Genomic DNA, 25,443 nt, shown 5'->3' with positions numbered 1-25,443 from the left:
CCACCGTGAACGCCGCTACGGCCCACAATGGAGCATGTGCTGACCGAACTCTGTACGCGGGGCGCCGCCACGCCCGGCCCGTCGCCGTCGCCCTACGTGGACCTCAGCCGGGCCGAGTGGAGCGCGCTGCGCGAGCGTACGCCGCTGCCGCTGACCGCGGAGGAGGTGGAACGGCTGCGCGGCCTCGGTACCGCCCTGGACCTGGACGAGGTCCGTGACGTCTATCTGCCGCTGTCCCGCCTGCTGAACCTCTACATCCACGCCACGCACGACCTGCGCGGCGCGCTGGGCACCTTCCTGGACACCCCGGACACCGAGCGCACCCGCACGCCGTTCATCATCGGCGTGGCCGGCTCGGTCGCCGTCGGCAAGTCCACCACCGCGCGCCTGCTCCAGGCGCTGCTGGCCCGCTGGCCCGAGCACCCCCGGGTCGAACTGGTCACCACCGACGGCTTCCTGCTGCCCAACGCCGAGCTGCGCCGGCGTGGTCTGATGGCCCGCAAGGGCTTCCCGGAGTCCTACGACCGCCGCGCGCTGATGCGCTTCGTGGCGGACGTGAAGGCCGGCAAGGAGCTGGTCACCGCCCCCGTGTACTCGCACCTGGTGTACGACATCGTGCCCGGCGAGCGGCTCACCGTGGAGCGCCCGGACATCCTCATCGTCGAGGGCCTGAACGTGCTCCAGCCGGCCCTGCCCGGCACGGACGGGCGGACGAGGCTCGCGGTCACCGACTACTTCGACTTCTCGATCTACGTCGACGCCCGCACCGACGACATCGAGAGCTGGTACCTGGACCGCTTCCGCAAGCTGCGGCAGACCGCCTTCCAGGACCCGAACTCCTACTTCCGCCGCTTCACCGAGGTGCCGGAGGAGGAGGCGATGGAGTACGGCCGCCAGGTCTGGCGCACCATCAACAAGCCCAACCTGCTGGAGAACGTGCTGCCCACCCGCGGCCGCGCCACCCTGGTCCTGCAGAAGGGTCAGGACCACAAGGTCCGCCGCGCGCTGCTGCGCAAACTCTGAGCCCACCCGACGGGCCCACCCGACGAGCCCATCCGAGAAGCGCACCCGACGAGCCCACCCGACGAGCCCACCCAAGGAGCGCACCCGAAAGAGCGCCCCGGAGGAACACCCCCGACACGCCACAGGGCCCCCGCCGTACGAGACGGCGGGGGCCCTGCTCGCTCCCGGTGCGCGCGGGCGTCAGCCCAGGTGGGTGCGGACCGCCTCGGCCAGCCGCTCGGCGACGGCCTTGGCCTGCACCTGGTCGGCGGCCTCGACCATCACCCGGACCAGCGGCTCGGTGCCCGAGGGGCGCAGCAGCACCCGGCCGGTGGAGCCCAGCTCGGCCTCGGCCTCGGCGACCGCCGCGGCCAGCTCCAGGCTGGTGTTCACCCGGCTCTTGTCCACGCCCTTGACGTTGATCAGCAGCTGCGGCAGCCGGGTCATCACGGCGGCCAGGTCGGCCAGCGGCTGCTTGGTGGCGGCCAGCCGGGCGCCCAGCATGAGGCCGGTCAGGGTGCCGTCGCCGGTGGTGGCGTGGTCCAGCAGGATGACGTGGCCGGACTGCTCGCCGCCGAGGGCGAAGCCGTGCTCCTTCATCGCCTCCAGCACGTAGCGGTCGCCGACCGCGGTCTGCACCAGCTCGACGCCCTCGCGGTCCATCGCCAGCTTGAAGCCCAGGTTGGACATCACGGTGGCGACGGCCGTGTTGCCGCGCAGGGTGCCGGCCTCCTTCATGGCGACGGCCAGGATCGCGATGATCTGGTCGCCGTCGACCTCGTTGCCGTCCGCGTCGGCGGCCAGGCAGCGGTCGGCGTCGCCGTCGAGCGCGATGCCGAGGTCGGCCCGGTACTCCTTCATCGCGGTCTGCAGCCGGTCCAGGTGGGTGGAGCCGACGCCGTCGTTGATGTTGAGACCGGTGGGCTCGGCCCCCAGGGTGTGGACGACCTCGGCACCGGCCCGGGCGAACGCCTCGGGGGCGACGTAGGCGGCCGCGCCGTGCGCGCCGTCGATGACGACCCGGATGCCGTCCAGGCGGTTGGGCAGCACGCCGATCAGGTGGGCGACGTACTTGTCGAAGCCCTCGGTGTACTCGCGGACGCGGCCGACGGCCTCACCGGTCGGGCGCTTCCACTCCTCCCCGCCGACGGTGTGGGTGCGGTAGTGCGCCTCGATGGCGTCCTCGATCCGGTCGTCCAGCTTGTGGCCGCCCCGGGCGAGGAACTTGATGCCGTTGTCCGGCATGGCGTTGTGGCTGGCGGAGAGCATCACGCCGAAGTCGGCGCCGAGGGCGCCGGTGAGGTAGGCCACCGCCGGGGTGGGCAGCACGCCGACCCGCAGCACGTCGACACCCGCACTGGCCAGGCCCGCGATGACCGCGGCCTCCAGGAACTCGCCCGAGGCGCGCGGGTCGCGGCCGACCACCGCGACCGGCCGGTGGCCGTCGAAGGCCCCCGCCTCACCGAGCACGTGCGCCGCCGCGACGGACAGCCCGAGCGCCAGCTCCGCCGTCAGCCCCTGGTTGGCCACACCGCGTACGCCGTCCGTACCGAAGAGTCGTCCCACTGTCCCGTCCTCCATCACCGCTGCTGGCAGGTAAACCCGGCAGTCCATTCGATCGAATCCCCGGCCTTCGCACCATGGCCGGGGAGCACGACGCCCCGGAGTACACGGGGTACTCCGGGGCGTGAGAGCGCAACCAGGGGGTGTGCACCACCAGGGCGGCACACACCCCCTCGGGCGCGACTAGCGCTTGCTGTACTGCGGGGCCTTACGGGCCTTCTTCAGACCGGCCTTCTTGCGCTCGACGGCACGGGCGTCACGCATGAGGAAGCCGGCCTTCTTGAGGGCGGCGCGGTTGTTGTCCACGTCGGCCTCGTTCAGGGCACGGGCGACGCCGAGGCGCAGCGCGTAGGCCTGACCGGAGGTGCCACCACCCGAGATGCGGGCGACGACGTCGTAGCGACCGTCGAGCTCCAGCAGCTTGAAGGGCTCGTTCACGGTCTGCTGGTGCACCTTGTTGGGGAAGTAGTTCTCCAGGGTGCGACCGTTGATCTTCCACACGCCGGTGCCCGGGACGATGCGCACGCGGGCGATCGCCTCCTTGCGGCGGCCAAGGCCGGCGCCGGGGACGGCCTCGCCGAAGCGGCCGGCCAGCGACTCGGAGGTGTAGCTCTCCTCGGAGGTGTACTCGCCCTCGACGACGGTCTCGTCGAAGTCGACCTCAAGGGTTTCAGTGGTCTCGGCCACGGTGTTCCTCAGCTCTTTTCAGTGTTGGGGGGCTAGGTGGCCGGAGTTACTGCGCGACCTGGGTGATCTCGAACGGCACCGGCTGCTGGGCAGCGTGGGGGTGCTGGTCGCCCGAGTAGACCTTCAGCTTCGAGAGCATCTGGCGACCCAGGGTGTTCTTGGGGATCATGCCCTTGATGGCCTTCTCGACGGCCTTCTCCGGGTTGTTCGCCAGGAGGTCGTCGTAGCGGACCGAGCGGAGACCGCCCGGGAAACCGCTGTGGCGGTACGCCAGCTTCTGGGTCTTCTTGTTACCCGACAGGTGCACCTTGTCCGCGTTGATGATGATGACGAAGTCACCGGTGTCAACGTGCGGCGCGTAGATCGCCTTGTGCTTACCCCGGAGGATGTTGGCGGCCTGGGAGGCCAGGCGGCCGAGCACGACGTCGGTCGCGTCGATGACGTGCCACTGACGCTGGACGTCGCCGGGCTTGGGGCTGTACGTACGCACGGTCGTAGCCTCTGCTTTTCAGTGAGTGAGTCCTGACAGGAGCACCCGGTCGAGCGCATCAGCCTGGCCGCCTTGGACGCAATTCAAGGGGGGCCGCTGGGTCGTCGACCTGATATCTCCGGCGTACCGACCTCTCACGTGAGATAGAGCGAGCCAATACGCACAACAAGCACCCAGCCTACTGGGCGCGCCGGGGTGGGTCAAAATCCCCCCGCACCGGCCGGGCCGGAAAGCGGCCCCACCGGCCCGGATCCGCACCCGCGGCGGACCCGGACCACGGCCCGGTCAGCGCTCGCGCTCGACCCGGGTGACGTCCCAGACCGGCTCAGCGGACTCGTAGACCCGGCCGTCCGCGCCGAACACCAGGAAGCGGTCGAAGGTCTTGGCGAACCAGCGGTCGTGCGTGACGCACAACACGGTGCCGTCGAAGGCCTCCAGGCCGGCCTGCAGCGCCTCGGCGCTCTCCAGGTCCAGGTTGTCGGTCGGCTCGTCGAGCAACAGGGCCGTCACCCCGTCGAGTTCGAGCTTGAGGATCATCAGCCGGGCCTGCTGGCCACCGGAGAGCGACTCGAACTTCTGCTCCTCCTGGCGGTCCAGCTCGTAGCGGCGCAGCGCCCCCATCGCGGCGCCGCGGCTGAGCGCGTGCTCCTCCTCGACGATCGAGCGCACCGTGCGGCCGAACAGCTCCGGGTGGGCGTGGGTCTGCCGGAAGTGGCCGGGCACCACGCGGGCGCCGAGCTTCCACTGACCGCGGTGGGCGACCGTCCCGTCCCCGGCGAGCAGCCGCAGGAAGTGCGACTTGCCCGAGCCGTTGGAGCCCAGCACGCCGATCCGCTCGCCGTAGAAGACCTCCAGGTCGAAGGGCTTCATCAGACCGGTGAGCTCCAGCTGCTCCATGGTGAAGGCCCGCACGCCGGTGCGGCCGCCCTTGAGCCGCATGGTGATGTTCTGCTCGCGCGGCGGCTCCTCCGGGCGGCCCGCCTCCTCGAACTTCTTCAGCCGGGTCTGCGCCGCGGCGTAGCGGGTGGCCAGCGCGTGGCTGACCGAGGCCGCCTGGCGCAGGGTGACCACCAGCTTCTTGAGCTTGGCGTGCTCCTCGTCCCAGCGCCGGCCGAGCTCCTCGAACCGGGCGAAGCGGTCCTTGCGGGCCTCGTGGAAGGAGTCGAAGCCGCCGCCGTGCACCCAGACGCTGCTGCCGGCCGCGCCGGACTCGACGCTGATGATCTTCTCGGCGGTGCGGGAGAGCAGCTCGCGGTCGTGCGAGATGTAGAGCACGGTCTTGGAGGTGGCCTTGATCGCCTCCTCCAGCCAGCGCTTGCCGGGGACGTCCAGGTAGTTGTCCGGCTCGTCCAGCAGCAGCACCTCTTCGGGGCCGCGCAGCAGCGCCTCCAGGACGAGGCGCTTCTGCTCACCGCCGGAGAGGGTGTTCAGCCCGCGCCACTGGGCCTTGTCGAAGGGCATCCCGAGGGCGGCCGTGGTGCAGACGTCCCAGTCGGTCTCGTAGTCGTAGCCGCCGACGTCCGCCCAGTCGGAGAGCGCCTGGGCGTAGGCCATCTGCGTCTTCTCGTCGTCCTGGGCGATCATCGCCAGCTCGGCGGCGTCCACGGCCCGGGCCGCGACGGCGATCCGCTCGGGGGCCACCGAGACCAGCAGGTCGCGGACGGAGGCGTCGGCGGCCAGCGGGGCCGGGCCCTGCCGGTCCTCGTCCTCCTGCTTGGCCTCGCGGCCGGTGGTGCCGACGAACTGGCGCATCACGCCGAGCCCGCCGCTGATCGTCACCGAGCCGCCGTGCGGCTGGAGGTCGCCCGCGATCATGCGCAGCAGCGTGGTCTTGCCGGCGCCGTTGGCGCCCACCAGCGCGACCGCGGTGCCCTCGCCGACCCGGAAGGACGCGTCGTCGAACAACACCCGCCCGTCCGGCAGGTAGTACTCAAGGTGCGAAATCTCGACGTGTCCCATGCGGACGATTCTCCCAAGCCGCCGCCCAGGACCAAAACGGATTAGCCGACGACCGGCTGCCCCGGCAGCGTCCTGACCCGGCGGGCCAGCCGGCTGCGCTCGGCGAGCAGGTCGTCGGCCGGGTAGCCGACCTCCTCCAGCGTCAGCCCGTACGGCCGGATCACGTTGACCGCGGAGTTGCGCACCCCGCCGGCCAGCACCTCGCCGGGGAACTCCACCGGCCGGTGCCCGTCGCCGACCAGCAGCATCGCGCCGACCAGGGCCCGCACCATGTTGTGGCAGAAGGCGTCGGCCCGGACGGTGGCGACCGCCAGCGAGCCCTCCTGCGAGGCGTAGGTGTCGACCGGGACGCGGTCCCAGTGCAGCTCCAGCAGGGTGCGGATGGTCGTCGCCCCCTCGCGCTTCTTGCAGTACGCGGCGAAGTCGTGCTCCCCCAGCAGCAGCGCGGCGGCCTCGTTCATCCGCTCGACGTCCAGCGGGCGGTCGTGCCAGAGCACGTGGCCGCGCAGCAGCGGGTCCACCCCGCCGGGGTGGTCGGCGACCCGGTAGGCGTAGCGGCGCCAGATCGCGGAGAAGCGGGCGTCGAAGCCGGCCGGCGCCTCGCCGAGCCGGTAGATCCGCACGTCCCCGGGCAGCCGCCCGGCCAGCCGGCGCAGCAGCTTCTCGCGGTGCGCGGCCCACAGCTCGGCCGGCAGGTCGACGTGCGCGACCTGGCCGCGCGCGTGCACGCCGGCGTCGGTCCGCCCGGCGACCGTCAGCGGGTACAGCTCCGAGCTGCGGGTGACGATCTGCAGCGCGCTCTCGATCTCCTCCTGCACCGTCCGGCGGCCACCGCGCTGGCGGGCCCAGCCGGAGAACTCCGCCCCGTGGTAGGCGAGGTCGAGCCGGACCCGGACGTACCCGTCCGCCGGACCGTCCTTCACCGGCGGGCGCTCGGCGCAATCGTTGACCACTGCTTCACTCCAGACAGAAGGAACGGGCCCGCTCCCCCACGGAATGGGAGAGCGGGCCCGCACTGCACCTAAAGGTGTCAGGCCTGCTCGGCCTCGGCCTCGTCGGCCTTGGTGTCCTCGACCTTGGTCTCCTCGACCTTGGCCTCGGCCTCCTTGACGGCGCGCTTGGTGGCGCCCTCGGCCTCGCCGACGGCGGTCTGCGCGACGGTCAGCGCCTCGACCAGCTCGATGACGGCCATCGGGGCGTTGTCGCCACGACGGCCACCGATCTTGGTGATGCGGGTGTAGCCACCCGGGCGGTTCTCGTAGCGCGGCGCGATCTCGGTGAAGAGGGTGTGCAGCACGGAGATGTCGGTGATCGTCTTGCGAACCAGACGACGGTTGTGGATGTCGCCCTTCTTCGCCTTGGTGATCAGCTTCTCCGCCAGCGGGCGCATCCGACGGGCCTTGGCCTCGGTCGTGGTGATGCGGCCGTACTGGAACAGCTCCCGGCACAGACCGGCGAGCAGCAGCGGCTCGTGATGCGGGCCGCCGCCGAGGCGGGCACCCTTGGTGGGACGCGGCATGGAATGACTCCTTGGATCTCCGACTACGGCCGTACCAGGTACCGCAGCGGGCGTACGGACACGGTGTCCGTACGACTTTCATGATGGTGGGGGCGGCTCCGGGGAACCGCCCCCGCCAGCAAAACGGGGGTCCGGGGGAAGCTCCCCCGGATCAAGCTCAGTACTGCTCGGTCTCCGCGTAACCCGCGTCGTCCAGGTCGTCGGCGCCGAAGGCGTCGGCGGCGGCGGTCGGGTCGAACCCGGGCGGGCTGTCCTTGAGGGCCAGGCCCATGCCGGCCAGCTTCGCCTTGACCTCGTCGATCGACTTCGCACCGAAGTTGCGGATGTCGAGCAGGTCGGCCTCGGAGCGGGCGACGAGCTCACCCACGGTGTGGATGCCCTCGCGCTTGAGGCAGTTGTACGACCGAACGGTGAGCTCCAGCTCCTCGATCGGCAGCGCCAGGTCGGCGGCCAGGGCGGCGTCCGTGGGGGACGGGCCCATGTCGATGCCCTCGGCGTCGATGTTCAGCTCGCGGGCGAGACCGAACAGCTCGACCAGGGTCTTGCCGGCCGAGGCCATGGCGTCACGCGGGCGCATGGCGGGCTTGGTCTCGACGTCGACGATCAGCTTGTCGAAGTCGGTCCGCTGCTCGACACGGGTGGCCTCGACCTTGTAGGTGACCTTCAGCACGGGGCTGTAGATCGAGTCGACCGGGATGCGGCCGATCTCCTGGCCGGAAGCCTTGTTCTGCACGGCGGAGACGTAGCCGCGACCGCGCTCGACGGTCAGCTCCATCTCCAGCTTGCCCTTGCCGTTCAGCGTGGCGAGGACCAGCTCGGGGTTGTGCACCTCGACACCGGCCGGCGGCGCGATGTCGGCGGCGGTGACCACACCCGGGCCCTGCTTGCGCAGGTACATCACGACCGGCTCGTCGTGCTCCGAGGAGACGACCAGCTGCTTGATGTTGAGGATGAGGTCGGTGACGTCCTCCTTGACGCCCGGCACGGTGGTGAACTCGTGCAGGACACCGTCGACCCGGATGCTGGTGACAGCGGCGCCGGGGATCGAGGAGAGGAGCGTGCGGCGAAGGGAGTTGCCGAGGGTGTAGCCGAAGCCCGGCTCCAGCGGCTCGATCACGAACCGCGAGCGGAATTCGTCGACGACCTCTTCGGTCAGCGAGGGACGCTGAGCGATCAGCATGTTTTCAGATCCTCCAGTTGTCTTCGGCACCCACTATTTGATGCCGAACAGAACCAGCGTACGGGGTCCCGGACGAACCGGGACCCCGCACGCGGTCAAAGCAACGCCCGAACCCGAAGGCGGGGGCGGACCGAGCAGCTGCGTCAGACGCGGCGGCGCTTCGGCGGACGGCAGCCGTTGTGCGGGGTGGGGGTGACGTCCTGGATCGAACCGACCTCCAGGCCGGTGGCCTGGAGCGAACGGATCGCGGTCTCGCGGCCGGAGCCCGGACCCTTCACGAAGACGTCAACCTTGCGCATGCCGTGCTCCTGCGCGCGACGGGCAGCGGCCTCGGCGGCCATCTGCGCGGCGAACGGGGTGGACTTGCGCGAGCCCTTGAAGCCGACGTGGCCGGCAGAGGCCCAGGAGATCACGTTGCCCGCGGGGTCGGTGATCGAAACGATGGTGTTGTTGAACGTGCTCTTGATGTGCGCGTGGCCGTGAGCGACGTTCTTCTTTTCCTTGCGGCGGATCTTCTTCGCGCCGGCAGCCTGACGACCCTTGGGGGGCATAAGTCTGTTCTCCTACTGAGGTGGTCGGTCCGCTGACCCGCGGGCCGGAGGGATGTCCGGTGACGGGACGGACTACTTCTTGCCCGGCTTCTTCTTACCGGCGATCGCGCGACGCGGGCCCTTGCGGGTACGCGCGTTGGTGTGGGTGCGCTGACCGCGGACCGGCAGGCCGCGGCGGTGACGCAGACCCTCGTAGCAGCCGATCTCGACCTTGCGGCGGATGTCGGCGGCCACCTCACGGCGGAGGTCACCCTCGACCGTGTAGTTGGCGTCGATGTACTGACCCAGCTTGACGAGGTCTTCCTCGGAGATGTCGCGAACGCGCACATCCGGGTTGACGCCGGTCTCGGCGAGGGTCTGCTGGGCGCGGGTACGACCGATGCCGTACACGTACGTAAGGGCGATCTCGATCCGCTTCTCACGGGGGAGATCAACGCCGGCGAGGCGTGCCATTCATGGCTCCTGTGGTTCTTCAGAGGTCTTGCGTGCTACCTACTCCGACACCTCACGGTGTGGGAGCCCCGGCCTCTGACCGGGGGCGGCAGTCCGTCCTGCGAAGGACGGATCGGGCAGCCCGCTTATGACGTTTTCGCGTTGCGCGAAGTACTACGAGAAATGCTGGGGAGAACTGATCAGCCCTGGCGCTGCTTGTGGCGCAGGTTGTCGCAGATCACCATGACCCGGCCGTGACGGCGGATCACCTTGCACTTGTCGCAGATCTTCTTGACGCTCGGCTTGACCTTCATGCTTCAGGTTCTCCGGGTCTAGATCTGACGTTCTTACTTGTAGCGGTAGACGATCCGGCCACGCGTGAGGTCGTAGGGGCTGAGCTCCACCACGACCCGGTCGTCCGGCAGGATGCGGATGTAGTGCATGCGCATCTTGCCACTGATGTGCGCGAGGACCTTGTGACCGTTCTGCAGCTCGACCTTGAACATCGCGTTCGGAAGAGACTCGATCACGGTGCCCTCGATCTCAATGGCGCCTTGCTTCTTAGCCATGAACTGCGAGATCCACCTTCCGGGACCGGCTACCGTATGCGGAACGCTCGTGCGAACCTGGGTCCACCCCACCCCCCGAGGGGGAAGAGGGCGTGCTGGAGCACGCTACGAGTGAGCCGACGGTCCATCCTACGTCAGCGCGTCCGATGGGCCAAAACGAGGCCCCGGAGCGGCCGTCGCGCCGCACGGCCACCGTCACAGACCGGTGGAAACCACCAGCGGCTCGACGTGGGCGGTGCAGGCCGAGCAGCGGCGGGCCGCCTGCGGGATCTCGGTCAGGCACTCGGGGCAGGGGCGCTTCGGGGCCTTCGGCTTCTTCGGCAGGTACCGGGCGGTGGCCTTGGTCACCGGCAGCACGACGCAGAAGTACAGCACCGCGGCGGTCATGAGGAACGCGATCAGCACGTTGAGGAACTGCCCGTACGGGAAGATGACCCCGCCCAGGTTGGCCTTGTACGAGCTGAAGTCGCCGGCCGCGCCGACCACGACGCCCACCAGCGGGGTGAGGAACGCCGACACGAAGCCGGTCACCACCCCGGTGAAGGCGGCACCGATGACCACACCGACGGCCATGTCGACCACGTTGCCGCGCATCATGAAGTCGCGGAATCCCTTGAGCACTGCACTCTCCTGCTTGATCGAAGCCGCTGAAGCCAGTGAAGCCACTGCCAGCCGATAAAAATAGGACAAAAGCCCTGGAGGTCCAAACCTCCAGGGCCCTGATCCCTTGTCAGACGCGGCAGTCGACCGCCTCCGCGACTAGCCGAGCGGGTCCGGAGCTGCGGTGATGCCCAGCTTCGCGAGTTCGGCCCGGCCGCCGTCGAAGGCCGTCAGCACCAGCGGGCCCTGCTCGGTCACGGCCACCGAGTGCTCCCAGTGCGAGGCCCAGGTGCCGTCGGTGGTCACGACGGTCCAGTCGTCCTCCAGCACCCTGGTGTGCGGGGTGCCCAGCGAGACCATCGGCTCGATCGCCAGCACGGTGCCGGGGATCAGCTTGGGGCCCTTGCCGCGGCCCCGCTCGACGTAGTTCAGCACGTGCGGCTCCATGTGCATCGCGGTGCCGATGCCGTGGCCGCCGTAGCCCTCGGTGATGCCCCACTTGCCCTTGGGCGGCAGCGGCTGGCGGCGGATGAAGCCCTCGATCGCCTTGGAGACGTCGGCCAGCCGGTTGCCCTTCTTCATCTGGGCGATGCCGGCCCACATCGAGCCCTCGGTGACCCGGCTGAGCATCTCGACCTCGGGCCGGACCTCGCCGACCGCGACGGTGATCGCCGCGTCGCCGTGCCAGCCGTCCACGATGGCGCCGCAGTCGATCGAGATGATGTCGCCCTCCTGCAGCACCCGGTCGCCGGGGATGCCGTGCACGACCTCGTCGTTCACCGAGGCGCAGATCACCCCCGGGAACCAGAGCCCGCCGTGGTCGGCGCGGAAGTTCGAGGTGGCGCCGTGGTCGGTGATGACCTTGTCCGCGACGTCGTTCAGCTCCTGGGTGGTCACCCCCGGGGCGACCGCCTCCCGGCAGGCCTTCAGCGCCTCGGCGACGACCAGCCCGGCCACTCGCATCTTCGCGATCTGCTCGGGGGTCTTGATCTCCACCATCTGGTCACGCCTTCCTTGGGTTCCCGCCCGGTCCTTGCCGGCCGGCCGTGCACTCGTTCCACCGTACGACGCGCCACGGCCGCGCCGCCCCGGCGAGGGGCGGCGCGGCCGTAGGGCGTCGCTCGTACTGTCAGCTGTCCTGCTTCAGCGCCTTGATCGCGCGCTGGGTGACCTCGTCCACCTTGCCGAGCGCCGGGATCGTCGCGACCAGGCCCTGCTCGTCGTAGTAGGCGATGATCGGCTCGGTCTCCGTGTGGTAGACCTCCAGCCGCGTCCGCACCTTCTCCTCGGTGTCGTCGGAGCGCTGGTACAGCTCGCCGCCGCACTCGTCGCAGACGCCCTCGGCCTTCGGCGGGTTGTAGTCCACGTGGAAGACGTGGCCCCCGTCGTTGCGGCACAGGCGGCGGCCGGCGATCCGGCGGACGACCTCGTCCTCGGGGACCTCCAGGTCCAGCACGCCGTCCAGCGCGATGCCCTGCTCGGCCAGGAACTCGTCCAGCGCCTTGGCCTGGCCAAGGTTGCGCGGGAAGCCGTCGAGCAGGAAGCCGTTGGCGGCGTCGGGCTGGAGCATGCGGTCCTTGGCCATCCCGATGGTGACCTCATCCGGCACCAGGCGACCCGCGTCCATGTAGCTCTTGGCCTCGAGCCCCAGCGGGGTGCCCTGACCAATGTTGGCGCGGAAGAGGTCGCCGGTGGAGATGTGGGGGATGGACAGGGTCTTGGCGAGCAGGTGCGCCTGAGTACCCTTCCCGGCCCCGGGAGGCCCGACGAGGACGATACGCATCAGCGGAGGAACCCTTCGTAATTGCGCTGCTGGAGCTGGCTCTCGATCTGCTTCACAGTTTCGAGTCCGACGCCGACGACGATGAGAACGCTGGTGCCGCCGAACGGGAAGTTGGTCTGCTGTCCGAAGGCGACCAGGGCGATCATCGGGATCAACGCGATCAGGCCCAGGTAGAGCGAACCCGGCCACGTGATGCGGGTGAGCACGTAGTTCAGGTACTCGGCCGTCGGCCGGCCGGCCCGGATGCCCGGGATGAACCCACCATACTTCTTCATATTGTCGGCAACTTCTTCGGGGTTGAAGGAGATGGCGACGTAGAAGAAGGCGAAGAAGACGATCAGCAGGAAGTAGGTGGCCATGTAGACGGGATGGTCACCCTTGACGAAGTTGGTCCTGATCCACGTCGCCCAGCCGGCCTGGCTGCTGGTCAGCTGGACCACCAGGGCGGGGATGTACAGCAGCGACGAGGCGAAGATGACCGGGATGACACCGGCCTGGTTCACCTTGAGCGGGATGTAGGTCGAGGTGCCGCCGAAGGCGCGGCGCCCGATCATCCGCTTCGCGTACTGGACCGGGATCCGGCGCTGGGCCTGCTCCACGAAGATGACCAGCATCACAACGATGACGCCGACCGCGACGACGGAGAGGAACTCGACCCAGCCGTCGCCGATGGTGCCGGACTGCTTGATCGCCCACATCGAGCCCGGGAAGCCCGAGGCGATCGAGGTGAAGATGAGGATCGACATGCCGTTGCCGATGCCGCGGTCGGTGATCAGCTCACCCAGCCACATGATGAACGTGGTGCCGGCGGTCATCGTGATCACCATGACGGCGATCCGGAACACCGACTGGTCCGGCACGATCTGGTTGGCGTAGACGCAGCCCGAGAACAGCGCGCCGCTGGAGGCCGTCGCCACGATGCCGGTGCCCTGGAGCACGGCGAGCGCGATGGTCAGGTAGCGCGTGTACTGGGTGATCTTCGCGGTACCGGCCTGCCCCTCCTTCTTCAGCGCCTCGAGTCGCGGGATCACGACGGTGAGGAGCTGGAGGATGATGCTGGCCGTGATGTACGGCATGATGCCGAGCGCGAAGATGGTCAGCTGGAGGAGCGCGCCACCACTGAACAGGTTGACGAGCCCGAACAGTCCGCTGCTCTTGGTGTCCTTCACACATTCGTTGACAGCTTGGAAGCTGACCCCGGGTACCGGGACGTGGGAGCCCAGCCGGAACAGCACCATGATGCCCAGCGTGAACAGCAGCTTCTTGCGCAGGTCGGGCGTCTGGAACGCCCGCGCGAACGCACTGAGCACGGTGCCTCCTGCGCCTCCCGCGCGTCGTCGGCGGGAGGGTCGGTCCTGAATGGGGAGTTTGCGGTTCGGGCCCCCGTACAGACGGCACAGGCGAGCCTACGCGCAGCCTACAAGGGAACTCCACGGACTCTAACAGTGCGCGGCCACTCGAAAGAAGCGCGTACGGCCCCTCCCCCACTCACGGGGTACGGGATGCCCGGGTTTGCCACACAAAAGAACGAGGCCCGCACCCGCGCGAGAGCGGCGGCGGACCACTTCGACAACGCACGAGCCCCGCACCTCCGTGAAGGAGGTGCGGGGCTCGTGGAGAGTCAGCGGGCTCAGACGAGCTCGGTGACGGTGCCGCCGGCGGCGGTGATCTTCTCGGTGGCGGAGCCGGAGACGGCGTCGACCGTCACCTGCAGCGCAACCGAGATCTCGCCGGTGCCGAGCACCTTGACGAGGGAGTTCTTGCGAACCGCGCCCTTGGCGACCAGGTCCTCGACAGTGACCTCGCCACCCTGCGGGTAGAGCTCGGCCAGCTTGTCGAGGTTGACAACCTGGAACGTGATCTTGAACGGGTTCTTGAAGCCCTTCAGCTTCGGCAGGCGCATGTGGAGCGGCATCTGGCCACCCTCGAAGCGCTGCGGAACCTGGTAGCGGGCCTTGGTGCCCTTGGTACCACGACCGGCGGTCTTACCCTTGGAGCCCTCACCACGACCAACACGGGTCTTGGCGGTCTTGGCACCCGGGGCGGGACGCAGGTTGTGAACCTTGATCGGCGAGTCGCCCATAATCAGTCCACCTCCTCGACCGTGACGAGGTGACGCACGGTCTGGGCCATCCCGCGGATCTCGGGACGGTCCTCCTTGACGACCACATCGTGCATGCGCTTCAGACCCAGCGAGCGCAGCGTCTCGCGGTGGTTCTGCTTGCTGCCGATGTAGGACTTGGTCTGCGTGATCTTCAGGCGAGCCATCAGGCGCTCACCCCTGCAGCACGAGCCCGCAGCAGAGCGGCGGGAGCCACGTCCTCCAGCGGCAGGCCACGACGGGCGGCGATCTCCTCGGGGCGCACGAGGCCCTTCAGAGCGGCCACCGTGGCGTGCACGATGTTGATCGCGTTGTCGGAGCCGAGCGACTTCGACAGGATGTCGTGGATACCGGCGCACTCGAGCACGGCACGCACCGGGCCACCGGCGATAACACCGGTACCGGGGGCAGCCGGCTTCAGGAGCACGACGCCGGCAGCCTTCTCGCCCTGGATCGGGTGAGGGATGGTGCCCTGGATACGGGGGACCTTGAAGAAGTTCTTCTTGGCCTCCTCAACACCCTTGGCGATGGCGGCCGGAACCTCCTTCGCCTTCCCGTAGCCGACACCTACGGTGCCGTCACCGTCGCCCACCACGACCAGCGCGGTGAAGCTGAAACGACGACCACCCTTGACAACCTTGGCGACACGGTTGATCGCAACGACGCGCTCGACGTAAGCGGTCTTCTCGACGGCGGGGGCGTTACCCCGGTCGTCACGCTTACGGTCGCGCCGCTCGCCACCGCCGGTGCCGCCGCCGGCGCCGCTACCGCGGCGCTGGGGTCCAGCCATTGGAATTACCTCTCTCGATTACGTCCGTCGACTGAGCCGACGAGCGGCTTAGAAGTCGAGCCCGGCCTCACGGGCAGCATCGGCCAGAGCGGCGATGCGGCCTGCGTACCGGTTGCCCGCGCGGTCGAAGACGACCGACTCGATGCCGGCGGCCTTGGCGCGCTCGGCGACCAGGCTCCCGACCTTCTTGGCCAGCTCGGTCTTGTCGCCCTCGACGCCCTTGATGGACACGTCGAGGGTGGACGCCGACGCCAGGGTGTGACCCTTGGCGTCGTCGATGACCTGGGCGACCATGTGGCGGTTCGAGCGGGTCACGACGAGGCGCGGACGCACCTCGGTGCCGGTGACGCGCTTGCGAACACGGATAGCGCGGCGCTTGCGAGCGGCGCTCTTGTAGGCGTTGCCCTTGCCGATCTTGACAGAGACGCTCATCGCTTACTTACCACTCTTTCCGACCTTGCGGCGGATGACCTCGCCCGCGTACTTGACGCCCTTGGCCTTGTACGGGTCGGGCTTGCGCAGCTTGCGGATCTTGGCGGCGACCTCGCCGACCTTCTGCTTGTCGATGCCGTCCACGTGGAACTTGGTGGCGGACTCGACGACGAAGGTGATGCCCTCGGGGGCCTCGACCAGGATCGGGTGGCTGTAGCCCAGCTGGAACTCCATGTCGGAGCCCTTCGCCAGAACTCGGTAGCCGACGCCGCTGATCTCCAGCGACTTGCGGTAGCCCGCGGTCACGCCGGTGATCATGTTCGCCACCAGCGTGCGGGAAAGGCCGTGCAGGGCCTTCGACAGACGCTCGTCGTTGGGGCGGGTGACGAGCAGCGTGCCGTCCTCGCCCTTGCCGATCTCGATCGGCGCGGCGACGTGGTGGGTGAGGGAGCCCTTCGGGCCCTTCACCGAGACCGCCTGGCCATCGATGGTGACGTCCACGCCGGCGGGAACCGGGATGGGCAGCCGTCCAATGCGCGACATTGCTGTACCTCCGTTTCCCGAATTACCAGACGTAGGCGAGAACTTCTCCGCCTACGCCCTTCTTGGCAGCCTGCTTGTCAGTGAGGAGACCGGAAGACGTGGAGATGATCGCCACGCCCAGGCCGCCGAGCACCTTCGGCAGGTTGGTGGACTTTGCGTAGACCCGCAGGCCCGGCTTGCTGATCCGCTTGATGCCAGCGATCGAGCGCTCACGGTTGGGGCCGAACTTGAGCTCGATGGTCAGCTTCTTGCCGACCTCGCCCTCAACGGGCTCCTCAACCTTGTAGGAGGAGATGTACCCCTCCTGCTGCAGGATCTGGGCGACGTGCGCCTTGATCTTGCTGGCCGGCATCGCCACGGTGTCGTGGTACGCCGAGTTCGCGTTACGCAGACGCGTGAGCATGTCTGCGATGGGGTCGGTCATGGTCATGATGGCCTCAGGCCTCTCTCGCCGTGGTTTCTCCGCGCCAGGTCCCCCCGCCGCACTCCGGGGAGTGCGGCAGGGGCACAGACGCAGGGGACCTGCGGCGTCGTAAGACTGGGTGCGAGCCCTCCGAAGAGGGTCGACGGCAGCTATGGAGCTCCCGCGACAGGGGGCCCGACCTCACTACCTTACGGGATTCCGTACGTAGCCCCAAAAACGGGGCGCTGTGGGATCGGGCACACCTGCTTCGCTATGGCATTACCGCGAGGTCCTGGACTACCAGGAGCTCTTGGTCACGCCCGGCAGCTCGCCGCGGTGGGCCATCTCACGGAGGCACACACGGCAGAGGCCGAACTTGCGGTACACCGAGTGCGGGCGACCGCAGCGCTGGCACCGGGTGTAGGCCCGGACGCCGAACTTCGGCTTCCGCTCGGCCTTTGCGATGAGGGACTTCTTCGCCATTGGCTCACGCCTCCTTGAACGGGAAGCCCAGAGCGCGCAGGAGCGCCCGGCCCTCGTCGTCGGTCTGAGCGGTGGTCACGACGGTGATGTCCATACCGCGCTGACGGTCGACCTTGTCCTGGTCGATCTCGTGGAACATAACCTGCTCGGTCAGACCGAAGGTGTAGTTGCCACGGCCGTCGAACTGCTTGGGGGAGAGACCACGGAAGTCACGGATACGCGGCAGGGCCAGCGACACCAGACGGTCCAGGAACTCCCACATGCGGTCACCACGGAGGGTGACGTGGGTGCCGATCGGCTGGCCCTCGCGCAGCTTGAACTGCGCGATGGACTTGCGAGCCTTGGTCACGGCCGGCTTCTGACCCGTGATCGCGGTCAGGTCGCGGATCGCGCCCTCGATCAGCTTGCTGTCACGGGCGGCCTCGCCGACACCCATGTTGACGACGACCTTGACCAGGCCGGGCGTCAGCATGACGTTCTCGTACGAGAACTGCTCCTGCAGCTGACCCTTGATCTCGGAGTTGTAACGCTCCTTGAGACGGGGGGTCACCTTCTCAACAGACGTCTCAGACATCAGATGTCCTCACCGGTTCGCTTGGCAACGCGGATCTTGTTGCCCTCGTCATCGAAGCGGTAGCCCACGCGGGTGACGACCTTCTTGCCGTCCTTCTCCACGACCAGCTGGACGTTGGAGACGTGCACCGGGGCCTCGACGGTGATGATGCCACCCTGAGTGCCCGGACCCGGCTTGGTGTGCTTCTTGACCCGGTTCACACCCTCGACGAGGACCTTGTTCTCGGCGGGCATGGCCTGGATGACCTTGCCCTGCTTGCCGCGGTCCTTGCCGGTGATGACCTGGACCAGGTCACCCTTCTTGATCTTCATGCTGTTCGCCATGGGTTAGAGCACCTCCGGCGCAAGCGAGATGATCTTCATGAACTTCTTGTCGCGCAGCTCGCGGCCCACCGGGCCGAAGATGCGGGTACCGCGGGGGTCACCGTCGGTGTTCTTGAGAACGACAGCGGCGTTCTCGTCGAACCGGATGTACGAACCGTCGGGACGACGGCGCGACTTCACGGTACGGACGACGACGCACTTGACGACGTCACCCTTCTTCACCGAACCGCCGGGGATCGCGTCCTTGACGGTGGCGACGATGACGTCCCCGATACCGGCGTAGCGGCGACCGGAGCCACCGAGAACGCGGATGCAAAGGATTTCCTTCGCGCCCGTGTTGTCGGCGACACGCAGTCGCGACTCCTGCTGGATCACAGCTTTCTCCTGATCGTCAACGAGAGCTGACGGGCCGGCCGCTGCTCACACCAGCGCCCGCGAGGGACCTGGTGCACATACGGCCGTACCGCATCAACTTCGTTACTTGGCCTTCTCGAGGATCTCGACGACGCGCCAGCGCTTCGTCGCGGACAGCGGGCGGGTCTCCGCGAGGAGGACCCGGTCGCCGATGCCGCAGGCGTTCGCCTCGTCGTGCGCCTTCAGCTTGTTCGTACGGCGGATGACCTTGCCGTACAGCGCGTGCTTGACGCGGTCCTCGACGGCGACGACGACGGTCTTGTCCATCTTGTCGCTGACGACGAGGCCCTCACGGGTCTTGCGGAAACCGCGCGTCTCGTTGGTGTTCTCAGTCATCAGGCGTTCTCCACCGTCTCGATGCCCAGCTCGCGCTCGCGCATCAGGGTGTAGATCCGCGCGATGTCCTTACGGACGAGCTTGAGCCGTCCGTGGTTGTCGAGCTGCCCGGTCGCCGCCTGGAAGCGGAGGTTGAACAGCTCCTCCTTGGCCTCACGGAGCTTGGCAACGAGACCCTCGTTGTCCAGCTCGCGGAGGTCAGCAGCCTTGGTGCCGGCCGACATCAGCTCTCACCTGCCTCGCGCCGGATGATCCGGCACTTCATCGGGAGCTTGTGAGCTGCGCGGGTCAGCGCCTCACGAGCCACCTTCTCGTTGGGGTACGACAGCTCGAACATGACCCGACCCGGGTGCACGTTCGCGATCCACCACTCGGGCGAACCCTTACCGGAACCCATGCGGGTCTCGGCCGGCTTCTTGGTGAGCGGACGGTCCGGGTAGATGTTGATCCAGACCTTGCCGCCACGCTTGATGTGACGGGTGACGGCGATACGAGCGGACTCGATCTGCCGGTTCGTCACGTAGGCCGGGGTGACGGCCTGGATGCCGTACTCGCCGAAGGCGAGCTCGGTGCCACCCTTGGCAGCGCCGCGGCGCTTGGGGTGGTGCTGCTTGCGGTGCTTGACCCGACGGGGGATCAGCATTGCGGTCAGGCCTCCGTTCCGGTGTTCTCGGCAGCCGGGGTCTCGGCGGCGACCGGGGCCTGGGCCTCGGTGCCGGCGGGACGACGGCCACGGCCACCGCGCTCGCCGCCACGGCGCTCGCCACCGCGGGCGGGACGACCACCCTCGGGACGGGCCGGACGGTTGCCCGAGCGGGCAGCGGCGTTCTCAGCGCGGACCTCGGCGATGTTCTTGACGTCGCCCTTGTAGATCCAGACCTTCACGCCGATGCGGCCGAAGGTCGTCTTGGCCTCGAAGAAGCCGTAGTCGACGTTCGCGCGCAGGGTGTGCAGCGGCACACGGCCCTCGCGGTAGAACTCCGAACGGCTCATCTCGGCGCCGCCGAGACGACCGGAGCACTGGACCTTGATGCCCTTGGCGCCGGACTTCATGGTGCCCTGCATCGACTTGCGCATGGCGCGGCGGAAGGAGACGCGGGAGGACAGCTGCTCCGCGACGCCCTGAGCCACGAGCTGGGCGTCCAGCTCGGGGTTCTTGACCTCGAGGATGTTCAGCTGGACCTGCTTGCCGGTCAGCTTCTCGAGGTCGCCGCGGATGCGGTCGGCCTCGGTGCCACGACGGCCGATGACGATGCCGGGGCGGGCGGTGTGGATGTCGACGCGGACGCGGTCGCGGGTGCGCTCGATCTCGACCTTGGAGATGCCGGCGCGCTCCATGCCCTTCGTCATCATGCGACGAATGGCAACGTCTTCCTTGACGTAGTCCTTGTACAGCTTGTCGGCGTACCAGCGGGACTTGAAGTCCGTGCTGATGCCGAGGCGGAACCCGTGCGGGTTAACCTTCTGGCCCATTACCGGGTCCCTTCCTTGCTGCTGACGACCACGGTGATGTGGCTGGTCCGCTTGCGGATCCGGTAGGCACGGCCCTGGGCACGCGGACGGAACCGCTTCAGGGTCGGGCCCTCGTCAACGTACGCCTCGCTGATGACGAGGTCGTCCACGTTGGAGTGGTTGTAGTTGTGCGCGGCGTTGGCGATGGCGCTGTTGAGCACCTTGCCGACCGGCACGGTAGCGGCCTGCGGAGCGAAACGCAGGACCGCCTGGGCCTCCGTGGCGTTCAGGCCACGGATGAGGTCCACCACGCGGCGGGCCTTCATGGGCGTGACGCGGATGTACCGCGCCTGGGCCCTGGCTTCCATGGTTGTCCCCTTGCTGGTGTAAGTCATTGAGTCGGTAATCTCGCTGGCGACTAGCGACGCTTCGACTTGCGGTCGTCCTTGACGTGACCGCGGAAGGTACGCGTCGGCGCGAACTCGCCGAGCTTGTGGCCGACCATCGACTCGGTGACGAACACCGGGACGTGCTTACGGCCATCGTGCACCGCGATCGTGTGGCCGAGCATGGCCGGGAAGATCACGGAGCGACGGGACCAGGTCTTGATGACGTTCTGGGTACCCGCCTCGTTCTGCGCGTCCACCTTCTTGAGAAGGTGGCCGTCAATGAAGGGGCCCTTCTTGAGACTGCGCGGCATCTGACCTGCTCCTAGCGCTTCTTGTTGGTCTTGCGGCGGCGCACGATGAGGGCGTTCGAAGCCTTCTTCGGGCTACGAGTGCGACCCTCCTTCTGGCCCCACGGCGAGACCGGGTGGCGACCACCGGAGGTCTTACCCTCACCACCACCGTGCGGGTGGTCGATCGGGTTCATGGCCACACCACGCACGGTCGGGCGAACGCCCTTCCAGCGCATACGGCCGGCCTTGCCCCAGTTGATGTTCGACTGCTCGGCGTTGCCGACCTCGCCGACGGTCGCGCGGCAGCGCGCGTCGACCAGGCGGATCTCACCGGAGGGCATGCGCAGGTGCGCCATCTTGCCCTCACGCGCCAGCAGCTGAATGCCGGCACCGGCGGAGCGGGCCATCTTGGCACCGCCACCGGGACGCAGCTCCACCGCGTGGATGGTCGTACCGACCGGGATGTTGCGAAGCGGCAGGTTGTTGCCGGGCTTGATGTCGGCGCCAGGGCCGTTCTCAACCCGGTCACCCTGCGCGATGCCGCGCGGCGCGATGATGTAGCGCTTCTCGCCGTCCGCGTAGTGCAGGAGCGCGATGCGCGCGGTGCGGTTCGGGTCGTACTCGATGTGCGCGACCTTGGCCGGCACGCCGTCCTTGTCGTGACGACGGAAGTCGATCACGCGGTAGGCGCGCTTGTGTCCACCACCCTGGTGGCGAACGGTGATCCGACCGGCGTTGTTACGGCCGCCCTTGCTGTGCAGGGGGCGAACCAGCGACTTCTCCGGCGTGGACCGCGTGATCTCTACGAAGTCGGCCACGCTGGAGCCACGACGGCCCGGCGTAGTCGGCTTGTACTTGCGGATGCCCATTTGGCTCTCTCGTCCTCGTCCTTATCGACGATCACGATCCCCGTTAGGAGACCGGACCACCGAAGATGTCGATGCGGTTGCCCTCAGCCAGCGTCACGATGGCGCGCTTGGTGTCCTTGCGCTTGCCAAAGCCCGTCTTGGAGCGCTTGCGCTTGCCCTGACGGTTGAGCGTGTTGACGGACTCGACCTTGACCGAGAAGACCGCCTCGACGGCCTGCTTGATCTGGGTCTTGTTGGCACCGGGCGACACGACGAACGTGTACTTGTTCTCGTCGAGGAGCGAGTAGCTCTTCTCGGAGATGACCGGCTTCACCAGGACGTCACGGGGGTCCGTGAACGTCTTGCTCGTGATCTCTGCAGCCATCAGGCGGCGCTCCCTTCGAGCTCGCCCTCAGCAGCCACGGCCTTGGCGGACGCGGCGGGACCCGCCACGAAACGCTCGAAGGCGGCCTGGGTGAAGACCACATCGTCGGAGACGAGCACGTCGTAGGTGTTCAGCTGGCCGGCGTCCAGGATGTGCACGTTCGGCAGGTTGCGGGCGCTCTTGAGACCCAGCTCGTCGGCACGCTCGACGACGAGGAGGATGTTCTTGCGCTCGGTGATCTTGCCGAACAGACCCTTGGCGGCCTTGGTCGACGGCGCCTCGGCCGCGATCACGTCGGTGATGACGTGGATGCGGTTGTGGCGGGCCCGGTCGGTGAGCGCACCGCGCAGGGCGGCGGCGATCATCTTCTTCGGGGTCCGCTGCGAGTAGTCACGCGGCACGGGACCGTGCACGACGCCACCGCCGGCGAACTGCGGGGCGCGGGTCGAGCCCTGACGGGCGCGGCCGGTGCCCTTCTGGCGGTACGGCTTCTTGCCGCCGCCGCGGACCTCGCCACGAGTCTTGGTCTTGTGGGTGCCCTGACGGGCCGCAGCGAGCTGCGCCACGACGACCTGGTGCATCAGCGGAACGCTGACCTTCGCGTCGAAGATCTCGGCCGGAAGCTCGAGGCTGCCGGTCTTGTCGCCCGAGGGCGACAGGATGTCAATGGTGCTCATATCCTCACAGCCCCTTCGCCGCAGTGCGGACGAGGACGAGGCCGCCGTTCGGGCCCGGGATTGCGCCCTTGATCAGGAGCAGCCCCTTCTCCGCGTCAACGGCATGGATGGTCAGGTTCTGGGTGGTCACGCGCTCGTGGCCCATCCGGCCGGCCATCCGTACGCCCTTGAACACACGACCCGGGGTGGCGCAGCCACCGATCGAGCCGGGCGAGCGGTGCTTGCGCTGCACACCGTGACCGGCGCCGAGGCCCCGGAAGTTGTGGCGCTTCATGACACCGGCGAAGCCCTTGCCCTTGGAGGTGCCGGTCACGTCGACCTTGACACCCGCCTCGAACAGCTCCGCGGTGATCTCCTGGCCGAGGGTGTACTCGGACGCGTCCGTCGTACGGAGCTCGACCAGGTGGCGGCGCGGGGTGACACCGGCCTTGGCGAAGTGGCCCGCGAGGGGCTTGTTCACCTTGCGGGGGTCGATCTCGCCGAAGCCGATCTGGACGGCGTCGTAGCCGGCCGGGCTGTCGGCGGTGTGGACCTGGGTCACGACATTGGGCCCAGCCTTGACGACGGTCACCGGAACGATCCGGTTGTTCTCGTCCCAGACCTGGGTCATGCCGAGCTTCTCGCCCAGGATGCCCTTAATCTGCTTAGCCATCTTCGGTGTGCCTCTCAGAGCTTGATCTCGATGTCGACACCAGCCGGCAGGTCGAGACGCATCAGCGAGTCAACCGTCTTCGGCGTGGGGTCGAGGATGTCGATCAGACGCTTGTGAGTGCGCATCTCGAAGTGCTCGCGCGAGTCCTTGTACTTGTGCGGCGAGCGGATGACGCAGTACACGTTCTTCTCAGTGGGCAGCGGCACCGGGCCCGCGACCTGCGCACCAGTGCGAATGACGGTCTCGACGATCTTCTTCGCCGAGGAGTCAATCACCTCGTGGTCGTAGGCCTTGAGCCGGATGCGGATCTTCTGTCCCGCCATGGCTACTCAGTAGTCCTTTGTGTCGTCTGCTGCTTCTGCGGCCGGATTCGTCCGGGTGGACTGTGTCCGGTGGTGCCTGTGGATGGTTACCTCCGACCCACGCGGTCGGGCGTGTCGCACGTCCGCCTGCAAAAAATCCGACAAGAAGTCTCCCCCTTGCGGATTTCCTACGGGATCGGTGAGGTCTTGCACCCACCAGGCGCCGGATCGAGGCCCCGCCCACGCTTCCCGGAAGATTCCCGTACGTCCGCCCCGCAGCTGCCGCGGTGTCGACTTCACACCACTGCATTCACATACTTCACGTGAACACATGAACGGCCATCACGGGAACGACGAGTACATGGGACTCGCTTCCGGTCCTCCCGGCGGGAGGCGCGTAGCATCGGCACTCAACCGAGCAACTTGGACATACTGCCACATGGAGCAGCGACAAAGCCAATCGGGGCCGGTGAGGTCTCCCCCACCGGCCCCGATCGGGGTGGTCCGGTCACTCAGTGCTTGCGCCAGACCATCCAGCCCTGCTGCGTGTTGGTCCGCTCCACGTACCACTCCGCGGGGTGGTCCTTCCAGTAGGACTCGGGCGCCTTGCCCTCCTCCGCGAGCGGGGTGACGATCGCGGTCGCCCCGGCGGGGACGGGCTGCCAGCGCGGGTCCCGGTACCAGACCCGGCCCTGGTAGACCTCGAAGGCCTGGGCCATCCGGGTGCTGCCGTCCAGGTCCCAGGCGAGCACCACGTTGTCCTTGACCTTGAGGCCGGCGGCCTTGGTGAAGTCGGTCGCGTAGGTCTTGCGCCAGGCCGTGTACGGGTCGGTGATCTGCTCGGTGATGGTGGTGGTGGCGAACCCGGCGAACAGCAGGAGCGAGACACCGATCGCCCACAGCACCCGGCGCCCGCCCGCGAGCAGGAGCATCACGATCGCGCCGAGGATGATGAACGCCGCGGCGGTCGACCGCATCATGTTCAGCCGGCCCCAGTCGCTGGCCAGGAACAGGACGTCCGGCATGCCCCAGCCGATGAAGACCTGCTTGTACAGCTTCGAGCCGGCGGACCAGATCACCAGCTGGGCGAGGACCAGGGTCAGCCCGATCGAGCCGGCCACCGCCAAGCCGAGGTTGCGGCGGTTGAACCGGGCCAGCACCGCGACGCCGACCACGAAGGCCACCGGGACGAGGTACGACAGGTAGCGGGCGTAGACCCAGTTGTCGATGCGCGCGTCGTCCGGCAGGGCGGCGGCCGAGGCCAGCGCGGTGCCGACGAGCAGGGCCACCATCACGCCGCCGACGATCCGGTGCGGGCGCGGGAAGCGGCTGCTGAGCAGCGCGAACAGGCAGGTGACGACGGCCAGGCCGCCGATCCCCCAGGTGGAGACGATGAAGTACCAGATCTGCCCGGTGGTCCTGGTCAGCGTGCGCTGCAGGATGTCGGGGTTCTTCAGGCCGTCGATCAGGAACGAGCCGACCTTGCTCGGCTCCACCTCGAACTGGCGGTTGAGCCACCAGGACAGCGCCTTGACGAAGACCATGCCGACGGCCAGCGCGCCGAGGCCCGCCACGGTCGTCCGCCAGGGGGCCCAGCGCAGCACCAGGACGCCGACGAAGACGACGGCGGTGAGGGCGACCACGACGCCGCCGCGGTCGTGGGTGGCCATCGAGTAGGCGGCGGCCGCGCCGGTGCCGGCCGCGTACCAGGAGC

Annotated in this window: 38 protein-coding genes; 1 reads left to right on the top strand and 37 read right to left on the bottom strand. The window is 68.1% G+C overall.

The features are described from left to right. The first annotated feature begins 27 nt into the window (after positions 1-27). A complete protein-coding gene (coaA, locus tag ACWDRR_RS20385; RefSeq protein WP_449773578.1) occupies positions 28-1,023 on the top strand; it encodes a type I pantothenate kinase in 996 nt (331 codons plus the stop codon). Positions 1,024-1,203: 180 nt separating this feature from the next. On the opposite strand, the gene glmM is transcribed toward coaA, so the two are convergent. The 37 genes from glmM to ACWDRR_RS20200 all read right to left on the bottom strand — a co-directional run. Then, the gene (gene glmM / locus ACWDRR_RS20380; protein ID WP_449773577.1) at positions 1,204-2,568 is read right to left on the bottom strand and encodes a phosphoglucosamine mutase; all 1,365 of its coding nucleotides are present in this window, start codon (positions 2,566-2,568) and stop codon (positions 1,204-1,206) included. A 180-nt stretch (positions 2,569-2,748) separates the two neighbouring features. Continuing rightward, positions 2,749-3,252: a 30S ribosomal protein S9 gene (rpsI, locus tag ACWDRR_RS20375; protein ID WP_148644401.1), complete on the bottom strand. Its 504-nt coding sequence runs from the start codon at positions 3,250-3,252 to the stop codon at positions 2,749-2,751. A gap of 46 nt (positions 3,253-3,298) precedes the next feature. Then, a complete protein-coding gene (rplM, locus tag ACWDRR_RS20370; RefSeq protein ID WP_329488106.1) occupies positions 3,299-3,742 on the bottom strand; it encodes a 50S ribosomal protein L13 in 444 nt (147 codons plus the stop codon). 285 nt (positions 3,743-4,027) lie between these two features. Beyond that, positions 4,028-5,701, bottom strand: coding sequence for an ABC-F family ATP-binding cassette domain-containing protein (locus ACWDRR_RS20365; RefSeq protein WP_449773576.1), 1,674 nt, complete (start codon positions 5,699-5,701; stop codon positions 4,028-4,030). 41 nt (positions 5,702-5,742) lie between these two features. Further along, positions 5,743-6,654: a tRNA pseudouridine(38-40) synthase TruA gene (truA, locus tag ACWDRR_RS20360; RefSeq protein WP_449773575.1), complete on the bottom strand. Its 912-nt coding sequence runs from the start codon at positions 6,652-6,654 to the stop codon at positions 5,743-5,745. 77 nt (positions 6,655-6,731) lie between these two features. Continuing rightward, positions 6,732-7,220 carry a 50S ribosomal protein L17 gene (gene rplQ / locus ACWDRR_RS20355; RefSeq protein ID WP_360631608.1) on the bottom strand — a complete coding sequence of 163 codons (489 nt, stop codon included), beginning with the start codon at positions 7,218-7,220 and terminating at the stop codon, positions 6,732-6,734. 157 nt (positions 7,221-7,377) lie between these two features. Next, positions 7,378-8,400, bottom strand: a complete 1,023-nt coding sequence (locus tag ACWDRR_RS20350; RefSeq protein ID WP_030232516.1) for a DNA-directed RNA polymerase subunit alpha — start codon at positions 8,398-8,400, stop codon at positions 7,378-7,380. A 143-nt stretch (positions 8,401-8,543) separates the two neighbouring features. Beyond that, positions 8,544-8,951: a 30S ribosomal protein S11 gene (gene rpsK / locus ACWDRR_RS20345; protein ID WP_030232513.1), complete on the bottom strand. Its 408-nt coding sequence runs from the start codon at positions 8,949-8,951 to the stop codon at positions 8,544-8,546. Between the two features lie 72 nt (positions 8,952-9,023). After that, positions 9,024-9,404: a 30S ribosomal protein S13 gene (rpsM, locus tag ACWDRR_RS20340; RefSeq protein WP_030232510.1), complete on the bottom strand. Its 381-nt coding sequence runs from the start codon at positions 9,402-9,404 to the stop codon at positions 9,024-9,026. A gap of 179 nt (positions 9,405-9,583) precedes the next feature. Further along, positions 9,584-9,697, bottom strand: a complete 114-nt coding sequence (gene rpmJ / locus ACWDRR_RS20335) for a 50S ribosomal protein L36 (protein ID WP_003956441.1) — start codon at positions 9,695-9,697, stop codon at positions 9,584-9,586. 33 nt (positions 9,698-9,730) lie between these two features. Continuing rightward, complete coding sequence (infA, locus tag ACWDRR_RS20330; protein WP_003956442.1) at positions 9,731-9,952, bottom strand: translation initiation factor IF-1; 222 nt, start codon at positions 9,950-9,952, stop codon at positions 9,731-9,733. Between the two features lie 195 nt (positions 9,953-10,147). Next, positions 10,148-10,573, bottom strand: coding sequence for a large conductance mechanosensitive channel protein MscL (mscL, locus tag ACWDRR_RS20325; RefSeq protein ID WP_449773574.1), 426 nt, complete (start codon positions 10,571-10,573; stop codon positions 10,148-10,150). A 138-nt stretch (positions 10,574-10,711) separates the two neighbouring features. Then, complete coding sequence (gene map / locus ACWDRR_RS20320) at positions 10,712-11,551, bottom strand: type I methionyl aminopeptidase (protein WP_449773573.1); 840 nt, start codon at positions 11,549-11,551, stop codon at positions 10,712-10,714. Positions 11,552-11,681: 130 nt separating this feature from the next. Beyond that, on the bottom strand, positions 11,682-12,335 hold the full coding sequence (locus ACWDRR_RS20315; protein WP_449773572.1) for an adenylate kinase: 654 nt from the start codon (positions 12,333-12,335) through the stop codon (positions 11,682-11,684). After that, positions 12,335-13,645, bottom strand: a complete 1,311-nt coding sequence (gene secY, locus ACWDRR_RS20310; RefSeq protein WP_360631624.1) for a preprotein translocase subunit SecY — start codon at positions 13,643-13,645, stop codon at positions 12,335-12,337. Before secY ends, ACWDRR_RS20315 begins: the two co-directional genes overlap by 1 nt. A 320-nt stretch (positions 13,646-13,965) precedes the next feature. After that, positions 13,966-14,418, bottom strand: a complete 453-nt coding sequence (gene rplO, locus ACWDRR_RS20305; RefSeq protein ID WP_449773571.1) for a 50S ribosomal protein L15 — start codon at positions 14,416-14,418, stop codon at positions 13,966-13,968. Between the two features lie 2 nt (positions 14,419-14,420). Further along, positions 14,421-14,603, bottom strand: a complete 183-nt coding sequence (rpmD, locus tag ACWDRR_RS20300) for a 50S ribosomal protein L30 (RefSeq protein WP_030300409.1) — start codon at positions 14,601-14,603, stop codon at positions 14,421-14,423. Next, positions 14,603-15,226: a 30S ribosomal protein S5 gene (gene rpsE, locus ACWDRR_RS20295; protein WP_030055834.1), complete on the bottom strand. Its 624-nt coding sequence runs from the start codon at positions 15,224-15,226 to the stop codon at positions 14,603-14,605. The genes rpmD and rpsE overlap by 1 nt, the downstream gene beginning before the upstream one ends. A gap of 48 nt (positions 15,227-15,274) precedes the next feature. Continuing rightward, positions 15,275-15,658 carry a 50S ribosomal protein L18 gene (gene rplR / locus ACWDRR_RS20290; protein WP_360631627.1) on the bottom strand — a complete coding sequence of 128 codons (384 nt, stop codon included), beginning with the start codon at positions 15,656-15,658 and terminating at the stop codon, positions 15,275-15,277. Positions 15,659-15,661: 3 nt separating this feature from the next. Next, entirely contained in the window at positions 15,662-16,201 is a 540-nt protein-coding gene (rplF, locus tag ACWDRR_RS20285) for a 50S ribosomal protein L6 (protein WP_387949107.1), read from the bottom strand. A 22-nt stretch (positions 16,202-16,223) separates the two neighbouring features. After that, positions 16,224-16,631, bottom strand: a complete 408-nt coding sequence (gene rpsH / locus ACWDRR_RS20280) for a 30S ribosomal protein S8 (protein ID WP_030232489.1) — start codon at positions 16,629-16,631, stop codon at positions 16,224-16,226. A gap of 270 nt (positions 16,632-16,901) precedes the next feature. Further along, positions 16,902-17,087 (bottom strand): type Z 30S ribosomal protein S14, encoded by a 186-nt coding sequence (locus ACWDRR_RS20275; RefSeq protein ID WP_030393303.1) that lies wholly within the window; start codon positions 17,085-17,087, stop codon positions 16,902-16,904. 4 nt (positions 17,088-17,091) lie between these two features. Beyond that, complete coding sequence (gene rplE, locus ACWDRR_RS20270) at positions 17,092-17,661, bottom strand: 50S ribosomal protein L5 (RefSeq protein WP_030300393.1); 570 nt, start codon at positions 17,659-17,661, stop codon at positions 17,092-17,094. Further along, positions 17,661-17,972 carry a 50S ribosomal protein L24 gene (gene rplX, locus ACWDRR_RS20265; protein ID WP_360631665.1) on the bottom strand — a complete coding sequence of 104 codons (312 nt, stop codon included), beginning with the start codon at positions 17,970-17,972 and terminating at the stop codon, positions 17,661-17,663. The genes rplE and rplX overlap by 1 nt, the downstream gene beginning before the upstream one ends. A gap of 15 nt (positions 17,973-17,987) precedes the next feature. Next, entirely contained in the window at positions 17,988-18,359 is a 372-nt protein-coding gene (gene rplN / locus ACWDRR_RS20260; RefSeq protein ID WP_030393301.1) for a 50S ribosomal protein L14, read from the bottom strand. Between the two features lie 102 nt (positions 18,360-18,461). Beyond that, complete coding sequence (gene rpsQ, locus ACWDRR_RS20255) at positions 18,462-18,734, bottom strand: 30S ribosomal protein S17 (RefSeq protein ID WP_030055826.1); 273 nt, start codon at positions 18,732-18,734, stop codon at positions 18,462-18,464. Beyond that, positions 18,734-18,958 carry a 50S ribosomal protein L29 gene (gene rpmC, locus ACWDRR_RS20250; RefSeq protein WP_063348970.1) on the bottom strand — a complete coding sequence of 75 codons (225 nt, stop codon included), beginning with the start codon at positions 18,956-18,958 and terminating at the stop codon, positions 18,734-18,736. Before rpmC ends, rpsQ begins: the two co-directional genes overlap by 1 nt. Continuing rightward, positions 18,958-19,377 (bottom strand): 50S ribosomal protein L16, encoded by a 420-nt coding sequence (gene rplP / locus ACWDRR_RS20245; RefSeq protein WP_030055824.1) that lies wholly within the window; start codon positions 19,375-19,377, stop codon positions 18,958-18,960. The genes rpmC and rplP overlap by 1 nt, the downstream gene beginning before the upstream one ends. A gap of 5 nt (positions 19,378-19,382) precedes the next feature. Continuing rightward, a complete protein-coding gene (rpsC, locus tag ACWDRR_RS20240; protein WP_327677868.1) occupies positions 19,383-20,207 on the bottom strand; it encodes a 30S ribosomal protein S3 in 825 nt (274 codons plus the stop codon). Beyond that, the gene (rplV, locus tag ACWDRR_RS20235; RefSeq protein WP_360631630.1) at positions 20,207-20,554 is read right to left on the bottom strand and encodes a 50S ribosomal protein L22; all 348 of its coding nucleotides are present in this window, start codon (positions 20,552-20,554) and stop codon (positions 20,207-20,209) included. Before rplV ends, rpsC begins: the two co-directional genes overlap by 1 nt. Before the next feature lie 50 nt (positions 20,555-20,604). Beyond that, on the bottom strand, positions 20,605-20,886 hold the full coding sequence (gene rpsS, locus ACWDRR_RS20230) for a 30S ribosomal protein S19 (protein WP_030055821.1): 282 nt from the start codon (positions 20,884-20,886) through the stop codon (positions 20,605-20,607). An 11-nt stretch (positions 20,887-20,897) separates the two neighbouring features. Further along, a complete protein-coding gene (rplB, locus tag ACWDRR_RS20225) occupies positions 20,898-21,734 on the bottom strand; it encodes a 50S ribosomal protein L2 (protein WP_449773570.1) in 837 nt (278 codons plus the stop codon). A 43-nt stretch (positions 21,735-21,777) separates the two neighbouring features. Further along, positions 21,778-22,098, bottom strand: a complete 321-nt coding sequence (gene rplW, locus ACWDRR_RS20220; protein ID WP_063348967.1) for a 50S ribosomal protein L23 — start codon at positions 22,096-22,098, stop codon at positions 21,778-21,780. Then, positions 22,098-22,775 carry a 50S ribosomal protein L4 gene (gene rplD / locus ACWDRR_RS20215; RefSeq protein ID WP_449773569.1) on the bottom strand — a complete coding sequence of 226 codons (678 nt, stop codon included), beginning with the start codon at positions 22,773-22,775 and terminating at the stop codon, positions 22,098-22,100. Before rplD ends, rplW begins: the two co-directional genes overlap by 1 nt. A gap of 4 nt (positions 22,776-22,779) precedes the next feature. Then, positions 22,780-23,427: a 50S ribosomal protein L3 gene (gene rplC, locus ACWDRR_RS20210; protein WP_327677876.1), complete on the bottom strand. Its 648-nt coding sequence runs from the start codon at positions 23,425-23,427 to the stop codon at positions 22,780-22,782. Between the two features lie 14 nt (positions 23,428-23,441). Further along, positions 23,442-23,750 carry a 30S ribosomal protein S10 gene (gene rpsJ, locus ACWDRR_RS20205; protein WP_012785157.1) on the bottom strand — a complete coding sequence of 103 codons (309 nt, stop codon included), beginning with the start codon at positions 23,748-23,750 and terminating at the stop codon, positions 23,442-23,444. A 491-nt stretch (positions 23,751-24,241) separates the two neighbouring features. Beyond that, a partial coding sequence (locus tag ACWDRR_RS20200) for a hypothetical protein (protein WP_449773568.1) occupies positions 24,242-25,443 on the bottom strand: 1,202 nt, incomplete at its 5' end.

It is taken from the genome of Kitasatospora sp. NPDC003701, assembly GCF_053587085.1.
This window is presented reverse-complemented; position numbering and strand designations above follow the sequence as displayed.